The following is a 16,904-nucleotide window of genomic DNA, read 5'->3' as shown; positions in this document are numbered from 1 at the left end:
CGTTTAAGCTGGCATGACTATCCTCGGGTATGTCACGTCGGGGGGAGGGGATCGGACTCGACGAGCGAGCCGTGACGATCCAGATCGGTGCCGTCCTCCTCCTCGCGATCGCGTTCTCGGCACTCGCCCTCTACCAGGTCAACGCCGTCCCCCAGCAGAACGAGCGCGTCGAGATCGACCACAACGATCGGGTCCGGGGTGATCTCGTCGAGTTGCGGGACTCGATCCTGAACACGGGGACGACGGGCGGCACGCAGGGGGTTCCGATCGAACTCGGGACGCAGTACGAGTCGCGGGTGACCGCCGTCAATCCACCGCATCCGACGGGGACGGTTCGGACGATCGAACCCGAGTCGAACGTGACGATCGAGGAACCCGACGGGAGCGACCACGAGTTCGGGACGCGCCAGTTGGTGTACGAACCCGATTACAACGAGTACACCAGTGCGCCCCGAACCGTCGTCGAGCACGGATTCGTCTACAACCGGTTCGACGAGACGAACGTTTCCGTTGGAAGTCAGCAGTTGATCGGCGACGAACGGATTTCGATCGTGCTCCTCGACGGGACCGTGAACGAGCGCAGTACTGGCACAGCATCGGTGAGCGTCGAATCGCTCGATCGGGTGCGGACGACGACGCTCGAACCGGATACGAGAATAACCCTTCCGACGCGAAGCGCCGAGCGGTGGGAAGCGCAACTCGAGGAGACTGCCGGGGTGCGATACGACGAGAGCGAGAGCGGCGCCGGCGAGGTGGTGCTGGTTCTCGAGAAAGAGTTCGATCTCGACATCGCTCGCGTCGGCGTCGGAAGCGGCGGGAGTTCACTGAACGACGACTTCGATATCGGAACCGAACGGCGAGAATCGAACGCCAGTGGGGACGGTGGCGCGTACGCGACGGAGTGGAACGTGACGCGCATCGAAGCGGAGAACGCCAACGTCGACGATTGTGATTCCGGCTGTGAACTCACCGTCCAGAGCAGGGAGACGACGACAGTGTGGATAGAAACCGATCCGGTCGTCGACGGGGCAACGGTCGAATACGCGGTCGACGATACCGACCTCGGGACGATCGACTCGGACGGCGTCATCGAGAACGGGGAAGACGATCCCACGCTGGACATCAACGAATCGGCGGTCGACGCCCGCGGCGGTGAAGCGTGGCTCAGAGCCTTCGTGTCGAGCGGGAGCGACGGCGATCGGCTGTCGTTCAAACTAGTCAGCGACTCACCCACGGGGACTATCGACGGAACGGTCACCGACGTCGATACAGGAGACGGCATCCAGGATGCCACAGTTACAGTCGAGGACACCGGCAACGAGACGACGACCGATGCCAACGGCACCTACGCGTTGACGAACGTCCCGTCGGGAGAGCATACCGTCGTCGCGACTGCGGACGGCTACAGCAGCGAATGGAAGGACGTTACCGTTCCGAATAACGGGAGCGTCGACGCGAGTTTCGAACTGAGCAGTGATACCGGCACGATCGATGGGACAGTTACGGATGCAGAGACCGGCGAGGCGATCCGGGGTGCAACGGTGACCGTCGACGACACCGGCCAGTCCGCCCAGACTGACGTGTCGGGCGAGTACGCGATCGACGACGTTCCGGCGGGGGAGCAGGACGTGACGGTGGCCGTCGATACGCATCAGGATGATATGCAGACGATTACCGTGGACGAAAACGGGAACACCACCGCTGACTTCGACCTCCAGCCGGAAAACGGATCGATCAGCGGCGTCGTCAGAGACGGTGAGACGACCGATGGTATCGCCGGCACGACGGTGACTGCCGTCAGCACCGACGGAGAGTTTCAGACGATGACAGCCGATGACGGAACGTATACGATCGACGTGCCAGCCGACGAGTATGACGTCTCAGCCGATGTCGACGGCTACGTCGAGTCCGGCTCCTCGGCGGTTTCTGTCGGCGCGAACGAGGACGTCTCCGGCGTCGACTTCGCGCTCGATGCGCAAAATGGATCGATCAACGGCGTCGTGGAGGATGCGAACGGCGAGGCGATCGCGGACGCGACCGTGACCGCAGTCGCTGACGACGGGTCCGAGTACGAGGCGACGACGGCGACCGACGGCGGGTACGCGATCGAGATGCCACGCGACGAGTACACCGTCTCCGCGGACGCCGACGGCTACCTCGAATCGGATTCACGGGCGGTTTCGGTGGGGCCGGGGGAGGACGTGACGGGCGTCGACTTCGGACTCGATCGTCCCGGGGTGTATGATGCGACCGCAACTGACCTGGCCGCAAACGAGGCTGGACAGAATCAAGCGGTTACCTTCACACTGAAGGGTGACCTCGAGGAGGGCGAAACTATCGAAATTGACCTCGATGCCGCTCAAAATTGGCACTGGTTATTCGGTCGGGACGTGGATTATCAAAACTCGCGGGTCGTCGACGTTAGCGGAAGCAGTGGTAGCGAAGCGACGTTCACGCAACAGGATCAGTTCCGAGCTAGCATCACCTACACTGCGGGTGAGACGGACAGCGATGGCGACGTGATCGAAATACTGATCGATGACGTTCAGACTGGTACAGATGGCTCATACCCCGTTGATGTTCTCCGGCAGGATATCGACAATACGAACGACGATACGACTGGATTCTCCGTTGGATAGCGACCCTCGATCAGGATCGGACTGTACGTAAACCGACCTCTCCGAAGTAATCGACAGCTGTCGAAACCTCAAACGACAATACCATATAGCGTCGGCAATAGTCTCCACCTATGACAGCAGTCGGTATCGACGCGATCGAGATCTGGACGGGAAATCTCAAACTCGACTTGCCCGGCACGTTCGCGCCCGAGAAGGGCGAAGACCCCGAGAAGTACACGAAGGGGCTCGGGCTGACGGCCAGTTCGTTTCCCGACAGCTACGAGGACATCGTCACGATGGCGGCCAACGCGGCCCACCGGCTGATGGAACGCAAGGGGCTCGAACCCGAGGATATCGGCCGAATCGACGTCGCGACGGAGAGCGCGTTCGACAACTCGAAACCGGTTTCGACGTACGTCGCAGGCTGTCTCGAAACGGTCTACGACGGTGACTTCCACCACGCGAACAAGGGCGAACGGAAGTTCGCCTGTATCGCCGGGACCCAGAGCCTGGACGACGCGTACAACTGGATCCGGGCAGGGCGAAATCGCGGCCGCGGTGCGCTCGTGATCGCGACCGACACCGCACTCTACGCGCGCGGCGACGCCGGCGAAGCCACCCAGGGGGCGGGCGCGGTCGCGATGTACATCGCCGAGGATCCCGATCTGGTCGAACTCTCGGCCGAGCAGGGCTACGGCTCGGCCGACGAGACGGACTTCCTCAAACCCAACCAGCAGTTCCCTTCCGTCGACGGCAAACGCTCCGTGCAGGTGTATCTCGCCCGGATGCGCGAGGCGCTCGAGGACTACGAGAGCGTCGCGGGCGACGTCCACCCCGACGACATCGTCTTCGCGCCGTTCCACACGCCGTTCCCGGGGATGGTCCGCAAGGCGGCGATGCTCGCCTACCGCCACATCACGCGCGACACCGCGATCGAGGACGAACTCGCGGAGGAGATCGGCCGCCAGCCCCGTCCCGAAGCGTTCGACACTGACGACGCGTACCGCGACGCGCTCCGGGAGTACATGGACGCGCTCAAGGGGACGGCTCGCTACCAGGAGTGGTACGACGCGACGATCGACCCGACGCTGACGCTCTCGCGCGAGGTCGGCAACTGGTACACCGGGTCGGTTCACGTCGCTCGCGTGAGCGCGCTCAAGACGGCCCTGGAGGCCGGGCGCGACCTGACGGGAGAGCAACTGCTGGTCGGCTCCTACGGCAGCGGTGCCCAGGCCGAGATCCACGCCGAGACGATCCAGGACGGCTGGGAAGACGAAATCGCGGCGCTGAACGTCGACGAACAGCTCGCGAACCGGTACGACATGAGCTGGGACGACTACGAGGAGATCCACGACGCCCACAACCACGATATGGACGTCGACGTCGAGGAGTTCACGACCCCCAGCGAGGAGTTCGTCTTCGACGGCTGGGGTCGAATGGGCGAACGGAAGTACCGCTACGTCGAGTAGCGCGTTCGCCGTCGGTTCCCGTTCGCGGGTTCGATCGCCGATTGTCGCTGTCCGGCCCTGGGGATAATGTAGCGTGTGCCCCCAAGTGAGGGTATGGCCGACGACGCCGATTCCTCGGACTGGTTCGCCGACGGGGCGGGGTTGACAGCGCTCGCGCTGGTGAGCGTCGCCCTCGCAACGCTCATCGTCCTGCCGTACCTCCAGTACATTCTCCTCGGTGTTGTTCTCGCGTACATCCTCGTGCCCGCACAGCGGCGGCTCGAAACGGTCGTCAGTCCGGCGATTGCGGCACTCGCGCTCGTCGCCGTGGCGATTCTCGCGATTCTCCTGCCGACGATGTACGTCCTCGCGATCGCACTCCAGCAGGCGCTCGAGGTGGTGACGGCCATCCAGGAGGGTACCCTCGACGTCGGCGACATCGAGCGGCAACTCGAATCGAGCGGACTCACCGTCGATCTCGCCGAGATGTACGGAACCTACCAGGAGCCGATCGGAACCGCCCTCCAGGGGGTCGCGAGCACGGGAATCGAGTTCGTCGGCGGGCTGCCCGGCATTCTCATCGGGCTCACGGTGACGCTGTTCGTGTTGTTCGCGCTGTTGCGCGACGGCGAGCGACTCGTCGCGTGGATGCGTCGCGTCGTCCCGATCGAGGACGACGTCCAGCGGGAACTGATCGGCGAACTGGACCAGCTGATGTGGGCGTCGCTCGTCGGAAACGTCGCCGTGGCGGCGATCCAGGCGGTCCTGCTCGCGACCGGGCTGTGGCTGCTCGGCGTTCCTGCCGTGGCGTTTCTCGGCGTGGTGACGTTCGTCCTGACGTTGCTCCCGCTCGTCGGCGCGTTCGGGGTCTGGGTACCGGTCGTCCTGTATCTCGTCGCGATCGGCGACGTCATCTCGGCCGCCATCCTCGTCGCCTACGGCTCGCTCGTGAGCGCCTCGGATACGTACCTGCGTCCGGCGCTCATCGGCAAGACGGGCGCGTTCAACTCCGCGATCATCGTCGTCGGTATCTTCGGCGGGATCGTCGTCTTCGGTGCCGTCGGCCTCTTCGTCGGGCCGGTCGTGCTCGGCGGTGCCAAGGTCACGCTGGACCTGTTCGCCCGGGAACGATCGACTCGGCAGGGCGAACCCAGCGTGCCCGAGGGCGAGGCTAGCCCCGACGTTGACGCCGCCGTGGCCACCGACGCGGTCGACGACGCCGCGGTGGATACCGAACCCGATACCGGCATTCGGCCCGGCATGGAGGACGACGCCGATCGCGCCCCGGACTCGGAACCGGACGACGATCGATCGGCCCCGGAAGCGGAGGCAAAGACGGACGCCGAGGACGGGGGGCCAGAGGAATCGGCCGATTCCGACGAGTAGTATCGCGCACCGTCGACCGCGATGGAAGAGGTGTGTTCATTATCCCGTGCCCGTAAGAGGCGAATATCGTGTCCCGAATCGAACCTGGCCGTCGACCGTCTCGGTGTGAGAGTGGCGTGGCAAGCGCGTTCGGTCGGGACCTGCTCTAGCATGTACGGAACAGACACCACGGGGAGTCCGTACGCTCCCCACACGGACGCGGATCGGGCGGCGATGCTCGAAGTGATCGGGGTAGACGCGGTCGACGACCTCTTCGACATCCCCGAAGACGTCCGATTCGACGAGGAGTTCGGCATCGAGTCGCGAACGGAACGCGAGACGCGGCGGCTAGTCCGGTCGATCCTCGGGCGCAACGACGACCTGACGGAACTGCTCGGGCGGGGTCACTACGGCTATTACGTGCCCTCGCTCGTCGATCACCTTGCGGATCGATCGGAGTTTCTCACGTCGTACACCCAGTACCAGCCCGAAGTGTCGCAGGGATTCCTGCAGGCACTGTTCGAGTACCAGTCGCTGCTGGTCGAACTGACGGGCCTCGAAATCGCGAACTGCTCGATGTACGACGCCGCGACGGCGCTCGGCGAAGCCGCGACACTGGCCGATCGGGTTCGCGGCACGAGCGGCCACCGGGTGCTCGTCCCGGATCTCCTGCTTGAGGGGCGCCGGAGCACGCTCGCGAACTACGTGGCCGGCACCGACCTCGCGATCGAGGAGTACCCGACCGAGGACGGCACCGTCGACGTCGACGCGCTCTCGGCCGCAGTCGACGAGGAGGTCGTCATGGTCTACGCCGAGAACCCGACCGTGCGCGGGACGATCGAGGGAGAACTCGACGCGATCGGTGACCTCGTCGCGGACGAGGACGCGCTGTTCGTGCTGGGTTCGGACCCGATCGCGCTCTCCCTGCTCCAGCGGCCGGTCGACGTCGGCGCGGACGTCGTCGTCGGCGACGCGAGCGTACTCGGTCTGCCGACCAGCTACGGGATGGGGCTCGGCCTCTTCGCTTGTCGCGAGGACTACCTCCGGCAGGTGCCCGGCCGACTCGTCGGCGCGAGCGAGGACGCGACCGATCGCCGGGCGTACACGCTCACGCTCCAGACCCGCGAACAGCACATTCGCCGGGAGCGCGCGACGAGCAACATCTGTACGAACCAGGCGTGGGTCGCGCTCCGGACCGCGATGCACGCCGCGTCTCTGGGCCCGAGCGGGATGGTCGACCTCGCCAAACGGGGGGTCACGCGGGCCGAGAACCTCGCGGATAGACTCGACGACCTCGTCGGGGTCGTGGCACCGGTCCACGGTCGGCGACACGTCCGGGAGTTCGTCGCCCACGTCGACCAGCCCGCGGCGGCGATCGCCGACGACCTCGAGACGAGAGGGTTCGCGATCCACGTGGTCGGCGACCACGAGATCCAGGTCTGCGTCGCCGGCGTCCCCGACGATCGGATCGACGCCTTCGTCACCGCGTTCACGGAGGTGGTTCGATGACCGACGAGAGCGCCGACGGGAACCCCTCCCAGGAGCGGGGCGAACAGGCTCGCTACGATCAGGCCCGGTACGTCGACGACGGGCAGTACGAACCCCTGCTCGCCGAGAAGGACCGGACCGAGGTCGAGATCGACGCGGACGACTCCCCGCTCCCGGACGACCTCACGCGGGACGCGATCGAACTCCCGGAACTCTCCGAACCAGAACTGGCCCGCCACTACACGCGCCTCTCTCAGATGATCTACGGGATCGACAGCGGCCCCTACCCGCTGGGCTCGTGTACGATGAAGTACAACCCGAAGTTCACCGAGGACGTGGCCGCCCTCCCGGACGCGGCCGTCCACCCCGATCGGTCCGAGGGGTCGATCCAGGGCACCCTCGAACTGATGTACCGCCTGCAGGACTACCTGGCCCGGATCGGCGGGATGGACGCCGTGACGCTCCAGCCGCCGGCGGGGGCGGCCGGCGAGTTCGTCGGCATCCGGGTCGCCGCGGCCTACCACGAGCACAACGGCGAGGACCACCGCGACGAGGTCATCATTCCGGAGAGCGCCCACGGGACGAACTTCGCGACCGCCGCGCTCGGCGGGTACGAGGTCGTCTCCCTGCCCAGCGACGACGAGGGACGGGTCGACCTCGAGGCACTCGAGGCGGCGCTCTCGGAGAACACGGCCGCGCTGATGCTCACGAACCCGAACACGCTCGGCCTGTTCGAGCGCGACATCACCGAGATCGCCGAGATGGTCCACGACGTCGGCGGTCTCCTCTACTACGACGGGGCGAACCTCAACGCCCTCCTCGGTCGCGCCCGGCCGGGCGACATGGGCTTCGACGTGATGCACTACAACGTCCACAAGACGTTCGCGACGCCCCACGGCGGCGGCGGCCCCGGTGCCGGCCCCGTCGGCGTCGTCGACGACCTCGCGCCGTTCTTGCCCGCGCCGCGCGTGCGAGCGGACGGCTCGAGCGGGAGCGAGCAGACCTACGAACTGTTCGACCCCGAGCACACGATCGGGCAGGTCCACGGCTACCAGGGCAACTGGCTCGTCCTCGTCAAGACGTTCGCCTACATCGCCCGCCTCGGCGACGAGGGGCTCACCGACGCCAGCGCGAAGGCGGTGCTCAACGCGAACTACCTCGCGAGCCAGATCGACTACGACGTTCCCTACGAGCCGTTCCACCACGAGTTCGTCGCCAGCGCGGGCGAGCAGGACGCGGCCGACGTCGCAAAGCGGATGCTCGACTACGGCGTCCACCCGCCGACGACCAAGTGGCCCGAGATCGTCCCCGAGGCGTTGATGACCGAACCGACCGAGGTCGAGAGCAAGGCGACGCTCGACCGGCTCGCCGCGGCGTTCGACGCCGTCGCCGAGGAGGACGACGAGACGCTCGCGGCCGCGCCCGATCGGACGACGGCCCGACGGATCGACCAGACCAGTGCGGCGCGAAACCCGCGGCTCTCGTGGCAGGCGCTCGCGGACGACGAGTGATTTCCACGGCGCTCACCGCGACGGCGTCGCCAACCCGGTATCGCGTTCCAGGTGGTCGAGCAGTGCGGGATGGAGCGAGCCGTTCGATCCCAGCAGGGCCGCCCGATCGTTCGTCTCGAGGTCGAACGCGAACGGCTGACCGGTCTCGTCGGTGATCTCCGCACCGGCGGCGCGAGCGATCACGAGACCGGCGGCGACGTCCCACGGGTAGGTGTCGTACTCCCAGGTGGCGTCGGCGCTGCCGCTGGCGAGATAACACAGGTTGAGCGCGGCCGAACCGAGTCGGCGGACGCCGCGTGACTCCTGGTAGAAGTGCGAGAGGAACGTCCCGTCGGGATCGTATCCCGAGATGAGCATACTCTCGTCGAGGCGGTCGCGATCGGTCGTCTCGATTCGAGCCCCGTCTTTTCTGGCCTCGCGGCCCGCGACGGCGCTGAACAGTTCGTCGGTCTCGGGGACGTAGACGACGCCCAGCACCGGTTCGCCGTTCTCGACGAGCGCGATCGAGATCGAGTAGTTCGGGTTGCCGTGGGCGAAGTTCCCCGTTCCGTCGAGGGGATCGACGACCCACGTGTACGCCGAATCGGTGCCGGTCTGGCGGGCGCTCTCCTCGGAGACGATCGCGTGGTCGGGGAACTCGTTGCCGATGACCGTCGTGATGATCCGATCGGCCTGGTGGTCGGCTTCGGTGACGATGTCGGACTTGTCGCTCTTGACGTCGACCGACTCGACCTGGCCGTGGAGTTCCCGGAGCGGGTCGCCGGCGGCCTGAGCGGCCTCTTTGGCGATCGTCAGGGCGCGATCTACGGTGTCCGGCTCGGGGTCGTCCGTCCCGGACGACGTGGCGGGTCCGGCCAACGTCGTGGTGGTGCGATCGGTCCCACCGTCGCCCGTCGCGGCCGCCCCATCGGCGCCCACGGTCGTTCCCCCGGCCGACGCGTCCGGCCCGTCCGCGTCGCGGACGTCCCAGCCGAGTTTCTTCGAGATGGCGGTAAAGAAGTGGTCGTCGTAGCTGGTCCGGACGACGTGTGCGAGCTGGTCGGCGCCCGTGACGACGATCTCGTCGTCTTCGTCGAGGATCGTGTGTGCCCGGCCGCCGTCGACCTGCAGGCTCGCCTGTCCCCGGGTAGTGATCCGAAGTTCGGTTTCCGGCGAGAAGACGACCGGTCGAACGCCGATCTGGTGCGTGTGCAGGGGGACGAGCTGAAGGGTGTGGTTGTTGACGGGGTAGTGGACGGGACCGTCGGCGGAGAGCGAGACGCCGGTCGAGCCGGTCGGCGTCGAGACGGCGACGCCGGTCCCCTCGAACTCGCCGACGTACTCGTCGTCGGCGTGGACGTCCAGCCGCGTGATCTTCCGATCGATCGGGTTCTCCGGCGGGACGTGCTGGATCATGACGTCGTTGATCCCGGTCGCGTCGATTCCCGGACCGTCGACGGCGACCTGCTGGCGGCTGTCGACAGCGGCCCGGCCGTGGATGACTTCGTCGAGCGCCGCCCCGACGTCCTCGGGTTCGACCCGGGCCAGGAAGGCGAGCGTCCCCGTGTTGACTCCGAGCTGAGGAATGTTCCGGGGGGCGAACGACTTGATCCCCTCGAGGAAGGTGCCGTCGCCGCCGAGGGTAACGCCCAGCGTCGCCCGGTTCTCGTCGTACGCGTCGTCGATGTCGTCCCCGACGTCGACGACCGAGCAGTCGATCCCGCGGTCGTCGGTCCAGGTCTCGAGCCGATCGAGCGCCGCGTCGCTGTCGGGACTGACGATCGCGATGAGTTCGTCCGTCGTGGCCAGCCTGCGTCCTTGCATCGTATACCGTGCTCACAGCAGAGCACACCCATTTGTATATCGACTCTCGAACGGGCCGTTGTTTCGCCAAGCCGAGCTTTTATGCTCGTATCTATGAACTGAGTAAAACTACCTGGCGGTCGAAAACTGCGGGAGGGACGCCGGTCGAGAAAGACGATAGCGGTCGCGAAACGAGCGATCGATCCGCAGTTCCTACGGACTACTGCAAGCCAGTTCCGGCGCAACCGCGATCGCTGTGCGGTTGCACCGGGACATCGGTACAGGGGACCGTATCAGGCCTCTGCGGTGCTGGAGTCGATACCGTTGATCCGGACGAATCCATAGTCACAGTTCGGACAGTGCCACTTGACCTTCTCGCCGAGGTGGAGCGTCGTGCTTGCGGCGCGATAGAACGTGACCTCTCCACAGTTCGGACACTCGCCTTCGCGTTCCATGGACATGTCGAAGACTACCGACCGGAGCGAGTTTAACGTACTGATTTTCCCACGACCTCACGCGACACGACAGCGGAGTTAAGTGAGCCCCGACCATCGGTTCGCGTATGTCGATCTACACTGGTCGCGGCGACGAAGGGAAGACCGATCTCCGGAACATGACCCGGGTCTCGAAGGCGAGCGCGCGGATCGAAGCCTACGGGACCGTCGACGAACTCAACGCCCTGATCGGGACGATCCGTCCGACGGGCCACGACGACGTCGACGATCGACTCCGAACGGTCCAGAATCACCTCCACGTCGTCCTGGCCGACTTCGCGAACCCGGATCCCGACGAGGACGACCCCGTCGTCCGGGCCGAACACGTCGAGACGATCGAAGACTGGATCGACGAGTACGACGAGGAACTGGAGCCGCTGACCTCGTTCATCCTGCCGACCGGAAGCGAACACGGCGCCCAGCTCCACCACGCGCGGACGGTCTGTCGACGCGCCGAACGCCGAGCGGTCGCACTCGCGAACGAGGAACAGATCAACGAACAGGCCGTGCAGTACCTGAACCGCCTCTCCGACGGGCTGTTCACCTTCGCCCGCGTCGTGAACAAGCGCGACGGCGAACCCGAGGAGTCGCCGCAGTACTGAGCCGTCGAGCGAGGCGATAACGCGCTTTCAGGGTAGCACGGACGCGCAGACGTCGTCGACGCGAGGTACGCTTTTCGACAGTCGATTCGTCAGTACGATTCTGCAGTCGATCCGCTAGCGTGTGGATCCAGTCCGACCAGCGATCGGTCCAGCACGTCGGCGTACCCCGAGGGCGTAAGTTTGAGCGCGGGGACGCCGAGGAACGTGAGCGTCTGGAGGGTCAACAGGGGTCGATCGACCGCGACGCCGAGATCGTCGAGGGCGCGTTCGAGCGCCTCGAAGCCCGCCGCGACGTCTTCGGGCGGTGCGTCTGCCGCAGTCGCGGCGACCGGCATCGCGAGGTCGGCGACGACCTCGCCGTTCTCGACGACGGCGAACCCACCCTGCATCGTACGCACGCGCTCGGCGGCCGCGAGGGCGTCGTCGGTGTCAGCGGCGACGGTTACGAGCCCCGCGGTCTCCCACGTCCCGCTGGCGGCGACGGCACCCGTCTCGAGGCCGTACCCGGTGAGAAAGCCGGTGAACCCGCGATCCTCGGTCGCCGGATCCCGATCGAGCAGCGTGGCCGTGCAGACGTCGGCGTCGGGGGCCGGCCCGAATCGCTCTGTCTCACCCGTAGTCTCCACGACGGCCGGTTCGACCACTGTCTCCGTCGTTACGAGCCCCTCCTCGACCGCCATCGCGCGAACGGTTCCCCCGGGGGCCGCCGATCGCGGGGCGGTGAACCGATCGCGTTCGAGGTCGACGGCGACGGTGTCGGTGGCGAACTCCGGATAGGGGCCGTTCGGGGGATCGATCGTCGGTTTCCCGTCGTCGACGACGATCGACCCGTCCGCGAGCACCGTCTCGACGCACATCGACTCGAGGTCGTCGACGAGGACGATATCGGCGACCGCGCCCGGCGCGATCACGCCGCGGTTCTCGAGTCCGAAGTGATCGGCGGGATTCCGGGTGGCGGCGTCGATCGCGTCCGCGGCGGGGATGCCGGCCTCGATCGCGCGCCGGACCACTTCGCCCATGCCGAAGCCGTCGACGAGATCCGGCGGCCAGACGCCGTCCGTCGAGAGCGAGACGCTCCCCCGATCGACGTCCGGGAACGCCTCGACGAAGGGGGCGAGGTCGTCGCGGATCGTCCCACAGCGGCCGACCACGTGGAGACCGTGTTCCGCACGGCGGCGGATCCCCTCGGCCGAGATCGCCTCGTGGTCGTTGTCGACGACGGTCGCGAACGCCCGGAGCGCGGCCCCGCGACAGCCCGCTCCGTGGCCGACGATCGTCGCGTCAGCCTCGCGTGCGCGGTCGTAGAGGCGTTCGACGGGGGCGTCACGGCCGACGACGTGGATCCAGTCGATCTCGCCGATCCCGACGACTCGATCGTGCTCGAGCAGGTCCGCGAGCGCCTCGTGTTCCGCGTCGTCGGCGGTCGCCGGGTCGAAGGTGTCGACCAGCCCCTGCGGCGGCAGGGTACAGAAGACCGAGAGCGGGAGATCGGCGGTCCGTTCGAGCGTCGTCTCGACGCCGCGACTCCCGAAGAGCAGTCCCAGTCCGGACGTCTCGGTGACGATCGACGTTGTCCCGGTCGCGAGCAACGGCAGGGCGCCCCGCTCGGGCGTGAGGTGGATGTCGGCGTGCGTGTGTGCGTCGATAAGTCCCGGGAGCACGACCCGATCGGCCGCCGAGACGATCGTCGTGTCCGGACCGACGACGGAGTCCGCGTCCTCGAGCAGGGCGGCGATCCGATCGCCGACGACGGCGACGTCACGGTCGAGGAACTCGCGGCGATTCGAGCAGTAGACGCGACCGTCCCGGACGACCAGGTCGGCGCTCGTGCCCTCGCGTTCGAGCGCGATCGGCTGGCACTCGTTCATGGGGCGTGATTCTCACGCAGGCTCGTAGGTGATGCGGTCGGCCCCGTCGACGCGCCGCGCCCGCCCGCGGTCCACGAGCACGTCCAGGTGGCCGATCGCCTCGCTCATGCCGGTGTACTGGTCGGCCAGCGAGAGCTCGCCGAACAGGCCCTCCATGACCTCGTGGGCGGTCGCCTCGCCCCCCTCGTCGAGGATCGAGGCGACGTTCTCGGTCCGATCCTCGTGCGCGGCGAGGACCTCCGCGATGCGCTCGGCCGGCTCGTCGATGATCCCGCCGTGGCCCGGCAGGAGCCGATCGAACCCCCGGTCGCGCAGGCGTAGCAGCGAGGCGTTGAACTCCAGAAGCGGTTGCGGTCGGTCCACGCCATCGTCCACCGGGGGCCGCAGGAGCGGATTCGGCGTGATGTGTTCGAGGACGTGATCGCCGACGATGGCCGTCGTGCCCGCGGCCGCCTCGGGAGCCCGGTCGCCACCGTCTCCGATCGGCGCCCCGACCCCGCCACGGGAGGCGGACTCGACGGACAGGATCAGTTCGCCGGCGGCGTGGCCCGACACCTGCTGGACCGACAGCGTCGCCGGTCCGACCTCGATCGTGTCGCCGTCGGTGAGCCGTCGATCGACCACACAGTCCGGCGCGTACGATCGGTAGGCGCTCGAGAGATCGGTGATCGTCGCGGCAGCGTCGGCGTCCATCCCGTGGGCCGGGAACAGGTCGCGGAAGAAGGCGGCTTCGGCGTCGAGTCTGGCACCGAAGTCTTCGACGACCGCGGCCGCGGGCGGACTCGCGGCGACGGTCGCGCCCCGATCGCGAAAGCGCTTCGCGAGGCCGAAGTGGTCCGGGTGGGAGTGGGTCAGGAGTACCTGCTCGATATCGCCCGGTTCGAGATCGTGCACGGAGAGAAACGATCGGACCTCGTCCCAGGCCTCGTCGCTGTCGGGACCGGGATCGACGATCGTGCGGCCCGCGAGATAGGTATTGACGTCACCGACGGGGAACGGCGTCGGGATCGAACGACGATCGAACATCGTCGGTTCCTTTCCGTGGGCCGTGTTAAGGATTCGGAAACCCGGGGCCACTCCTCAACTGTGCTACCGGTTCGGTGGACGGAAACCGCCGAGTAGCCGATGACAACCGCCGCGATCGTCGCGCAAGGAATTGTGTTGCCTGCAAAAGGTCTATATTCACTCTCGTGCTACTGTGTGGTAGAGGAACCCATGAACAACCACTTCCACGACAGTCTGTACTACCTCCGGCGCGCCGGCGAACACGCCATCCTCGGCCTCCGCGACGTGGCCGACGACGCCGAAACCCGCGTTCGATCGCTGACCGGACGAGAGGTCGAACCGGAGCGTCGGGTCGACCGCGTGCGTGACGACCTGGAAACAGTCGCGGGACAGGCCCGTGCGACGATCGCAGCGGCTCGATCGTCGCTGGACGAGCGGGGCCGATCGGGTGAGACGAAGTACCCGGTCGGCGCTGAAAGGAAGTCTTAAGTCGAACGCACTGATACGTCCCGGTGCGGGTTGGTGATCTAGTCCGGTTATGATACCTCCTTCACACGGAGGAAGTCGGCAGTTCAAATCTGCCCCAACCCACTCGTTCAGTTACTGAAGTCGAAGGACGGACTCCGGTGCGATCGCAGTCGACATTGTCCTGGGTACATCGATCGGAAGCCACCTGCGACCTCTCGATCCACACTGTGCCGATCGAACGGATGTCGGCTCGCATTCGAGGCGTCCGGATTGGTTGTTTCGGTTAGTCATCCACGGCCGTTTCAGACGTCTCACGCGTCGAATCCTGGGCTGATTCGGAGGGGTCGGTTTCGTCGTCGGCGTCCGGTATCTGCCGCGGTAAGAACGTCGATGCGAGAAGCAGGAGCAACACGACCAGTACCAGGAGGAGCAGCGCCGCCCGTTGGGCGTCGAACATCGCAGCCTCGAAGATCCCCTCGAGCAACTGCCGTTGCGTCGGAGTGAGTTGGTTCAGGAACTGTTGCTGCGTGGCTTCGGTCGCCGTTTCTGCTGCATCTTCGAGTGCGATCACCAGCTCATTTCGTTGCTCGGCCGAAACGGTCTCGTGTTCCGCTCGGAGTACTCCATCGACGACGCTCCCGTAGAACCGCCCGAGAAAATACGAGCCGACGACTGCTGTCCCCAGGGCAAATCCGATCGAATAGCTTACGTTCAGAACGCCGGACGCCTCGGCGGAGTACGCGGTCGGGACGGCCGACATCGTCATATTGGTGATCTGTGCCAGTACGAGTCCGACGCCGGCCCCGTAAAGCGCCACCGGGAGAGCCATCCTGACGATCGTCTGACCGGGGCCCGTCTGCTCGTACAACAGCACCAGTGCAACGCCCATGCAAACGATACCGACCTGGATAAGCGTCTTCGGCGAGACGTACTTCCGCCAGCTGGGTGTAAACGTCGAAAAGAGGATCGACGCGAGTGAATACGGTAACAGCGCGAGCCCGGTTTCGAAGGCGGTGTATCCGAGTACTGCCTGGAGATAGACCGGGAAGATGAAAAAGAAGCCAGCCGAGACGATCGAGCGAATGTTGTATGTGAGAACACCGGCCAAAAACGGGCGGTTCGTCAGGACGTGCAGCGGAACGAGCGGCGACTTCCCGGCCCGTTCCAGTCGGCGTTCGTACTGAACGAACGCGGCGAACGCGAGCAGTCCGAGCCCGAGAAGCCAGATCGCCGGCGACGTCCCAAGCGGATTGAACTGCATCCCGCCGACGACGAACGGCCGCCGTTCCACTAACCATCCATACTTCCCGCTCAGAAGGAATCCAGTGACGAGCGACGTCGCACCGACGATGGACAACACTGTCCCGCCTTTATCCAGCGAACTGCGTGTTTCTGTCAGCGGGTTCGGACTCACATACTGAGCGAAAAAGAGAATAATCCCCACACCGACGAGTTGGAGCGCAAACCCCCACCGCCAACTCGCGTACGTGGTGAGTGCACCACCGATAATCGGTCCAATAGTCGATCCAACCCCGCTCACACCAGCCAACAGTCCGAATGCCTTCGCCCGGTCATCGTCTTCGTAGCTGATTATCAATACAGTGAACGTCAGGGGAAAAATCACGGCGGCCGCGGTACCCTGGATGACTGACCAGCCGAGATAGAGGATCGTCGTATTCCAGCTAATCGACGCCACCAGCGTCCCACCGGCGTAGACGATCAGTGCGACTGCCAGTACACGCCGAATACTATGGCGAGACGGCAGCGTACCGGCTGGGAGAACCAGCGCAGCCGTCACCAGCGAGTAGAGTGCAACCGCCCCTTGAATCACGGTAACCGTGGTATCGAACTCGTCCACCATCGTGGGGATCGCCACGTTCATCAGGGATGCATTGAGGACCACGATGAACGTCGTCAGACTCACGGCGATCGCTGGGGCCCAGTGTTGTACTCTCGTCTGTAAATCCGTGGAGGAACGAGTACTCCCGGTGGACGGAGGGCCAGCTGGGGGCATAGGTGGTCTACCACTGCTGACCCCCAAATAGCATGGACCTGGTTAGGCACCGAGCGTCAAAGCTACTGTCCGGCCCGTCGGGGCAGGGAGGCTATCAGGTCGATTCCACCCACACGACCGAATAGTCCACATGCCGATCCGAGAGCCGCCAGGCCAGGACGTGGTGGGTATTCTAAATATACCGCCGCGTCTACAACTGTGCTGGTCACGCCCTGCGGAGACCGATCGGCAACGAGGGAGG

12 protein-coding genes and 1 tRNA gene are annotated in these 16,904 nt (G+C 65.7%); 8 read left to right on the top strand and 5 right to left on the bottom strand.

Annotated elements, in window-relative coordinates:
- Window positions 1-29 precede the first annotated feature (29 nt).
- The 5 genes from MUN73_RS07095 (at window position 30) to gcvPB (ending at window position 8,430) form a co-directional block, all read left to right on the top strand.
- A complete protein-coding gene (locus MUN73_RS07095; RefSeq protein WP_250139759.1) occupies window positions 30-2,639 on the top strand; it encodes a carboxypeptidase regulatory-like domain-containing protein in 2,610 nt (869 codons plus the stop codon).
- A gap of 110 nt (window positions 2,640-2,749) precedes the next feature.
- Window positions 2,750-4,087: a hydroxymethylglutaryl-CoA synthase gene (gene hmgB / locus MUN73_RS07090; protein ID WP_250139758.1), complete on the top strand. Its 1,338-nt coding sequence runs from the start codon at window positions 2,750-2,752 to the stop codon at window positions 4,085-4,087.
- A gap of 93 nt (window positions 4,088-4,180) precedes the next feature.
- A complete protein-coding gene (locus MUN73_RS07085; protein WP_250139757.1) occupies window positions 4,181-5,452 on the top strand; it encodes an AI-2E family transporter in 1,272 nt (423 codons plus the stop codon).
- A gap of 150 nt (window positions 5,453-5,602) precedes the next feature.
- Window positions 5,603-6,940 carry an aminomethyl-transferring glycine dehydrogenase subunit GcvPA gene (gene gcvPA / locus MUN73_RS07080; protein WP_250139756.1) on the top strand — a complete coding sequence of 446 codons (1,338 nt, stop codon included), beginning with the start codon at window positions 5,603-5,605 and terminating at the stop codon, window positions 6,938-6,940.
- Window positions 6,937-8,430, top strand: a complete 1,494-nt coding sequence (gcvPB, locus tag MUN73_RS07075) for an aminomethyl-transferring glycine dehydrogenase subunit GcvPB (RefSeq protein WP_250139755.1) — start codon at window positions 6,937-6,939, stop codon at window positions 8,428-8,430. The genes gcvPA and gcvPB overlap by 4 nt, the downstream gene beginning before the upstream one ends.
- 12 nt (window positions 8,431-8,442) lie before the next feature.
- Here the strand turns inward: gcvPB and MUN73_RS07070 are convergent, their stop codons facing one another.
- Both MUN73_RS07070 and MUN73_RS07065 read right to left on the bottom strand, forming a co-directional pair.
- Entirely contained in the window at window positions 8,443-10,233 is a 1,791-nt protein-coding gene (locus tag MUN73_RS07070) for an NAD(+)/NADH kinase (protein ID WP_250139754.1), read from the bottom strand.
- Between the two features lie 272 nt (window positions 10,234-10,505).
- A complete protein-coding gene (locus MUN73_RS07065) occupies window positions 10,506-10,673 on the bottom strand; it encodes a DUF7838 family putative zinc beta-ribbon protein (RefSeq protein WP_250139753.1) in 168 nt (55 codons plus the stop codon).
- 101 nt (window positions 10,674-10,774) lie between these two features.
- On the opposite strand from MUN73_RS07065, the gene MUN73_RS07060 reads away from it, so the two are divergent.
- The gene (locus tag MUN73_RS07060) at window positions 10,775-11,308 is read left to right on the top strand and encodes a cob(I)yrinic acid a,c-diamide adenosyltransferase (protein WP_250139752.1); all 534 of its coding nucleotides are present in this window, start codon (window positions 10,775-10,777) and stop codon (window positions 11,306-11,308) included.
- An 89-nt stretch (window positions 11,309-11,397) separates the two neighbouring features.
- Here the strand turns inward: MUN73_RS07060 and MUN73_RS07055 are convergent, their stop codons facing one another.
- Both MUN73_RS07055 and MUN73_RS07050 read right to left on the bottom strand, forming a co-directional pair.
- Window positions 11,398-13,176: an adenine deaminase C-terminal domain-containing protein gene (locus tag MUN73_RS07055; protein WP_250139751.1), complete on the bottom strand. Its 1,779-nt coding sequence runs from the start codon at window positions 13,174-13,176 to the stop codon at window positions 11,398-11,400.
- 12 nt (window positions 13,177-13,188) lie between these two features.
- Entirely contained in the window at window positions 13,189-14,202 is a 1,014-nt protein-coding gene (locus MUN73_RS07050) for an MBL fold metallo-hydrolase (protein ID WP_250139750.1), read from the bottom strand.
- 174 nt (window positions 14,203-14,376) lie between these two features.
- Between MUN73_RS07050 and MUN73_RS07045 the strand changes: the two genes are divergently transcribed.
- Together MUN73_RS07045 and MUN73_RS07040 are read left to right on the top strand one after the other, a co-directional pair.
- On the top strand, window positions 14,377-14,670 hold the full coding sequence (locus MUN73_RS07045; protein WP_250139749.1) for a DUF7553 family protein: 294 nt from the start codon (window positions 14,377-14,379) through the stop codon (window positions 14,668-14,670).
- 27 nt (window positions 14,671-14,697) lie between these two features.
- Window positions 14,698-14,772: transfer RNA gene (locus MUN73_RS07040), tRNA-Val, on the top strand.
- A 160-nt stretch (window positions 14,773-14,932) separates the two neighbouring features.
- On the opposite strand, the gene MUN73_RS07035 is transcribed toward MUN73_RS07040, so the two are convergent.
- Window positions 14,933-16,573: an MFS transporter gene (locus MUN73_RS07035; RefSeq protein ID WP_250139748.1), complete on the bottom strand. Its 1,641-nt coding sequence runs from the start codon at window positions 16,571-16,573 to the stop codon at window positions 14,933-14,935.
- Between the last annotated feature and the right edge of the window lie 331 nt (window positions 16,574-16,904).

This window comes from Halosolutus amylolyticus (genome assembly GCF_023566055.1).
In the GTDB taxonomy this organism is placed as follows: Archaea; Halobacteriota; Halobacteria; order Halobacteriales; family Natrialbaceae; genus Halosolutus; species Halosolutus amylolyticus.
The sequence above is the reverse complement of the archived record's forward strand: the minus strand, read 5'-3'. Positions and strand labels throughout refer to the sequence as shown.

Excerpts from the sequence above, each read along its gene's own strand:
- MUN73_RS07095 (WP_250139759.1), top strand. The coding sequence starts at position 30 with ATGTCACGTCGGGGGGAGGGGATCGGACTCGACGAGCGAGCCGTGACG.
- hmgB (WP_250139758.1), top strand. The coding sequence starts at position 2,750 with ATGACAGCAGTCGGTATCGACGCGATCGAGATCTGGACGGGAAATCTC.
- MUN73_RS07085 (WP_250139757.1), top strand. The coding sequence starts at position 4,181 with ATGGCCGACGACGCCGATTCCTCGGACTGGTTCGCCGACGGGGCGGGG.
- gcvPA (WP_250139756.1), top strand. The coding sequence starts at position 5,603 with ATGTACGGAACAGACACCACGGGGAGTCCGTACGCTCCCCACACGGAC.
- gcvPB (WP_250139755.1), top strand. The coding sequence starts at position 6,937 with ATGACCGACGAGAGCGCCGACGGGAACCCCTCCCAGGAGCGGGGCGAA.
- MUN73_RS07070 (WP_250139754.1), bottom strand. The coding sequence starts at position 10,233 with ATGCAAGGACGCAGGCTGGCCACGACGGACGAACTCATCGCGATCGTC.
- MUN73_RS07065 (WP_250139753.1), bottom strand. The coding sequence starts at position 10,673 with ATGTCCATGGAACGCGAAGGCGAGTGTCCGAACTGTGGAGAGGTCACG.
- MUN73_RS07060 (WP_250139752.1), top strand. The coding sequence starts at position 10,775 with ATGTCGATCTACACTGGTCGCGGCGACGAAGGGAAGACCGATCTCCGG.
- MUN73_RS07055 (WP_250139751.1), bottom strand. The coding sequence starts at position 13,176 with ATGAACGAGTGCCAGCCGATCGCGCTCGAACGCGAGGGCACGAGCGCC.
- MUN73_RS07050 (WP_250139750.1), bottom strand. The coding sequence starts at position 14,202 with ATGTTCGATCGTCGTTCGATCCCGACGCCGTTCCCCGTCGGTGACGTC.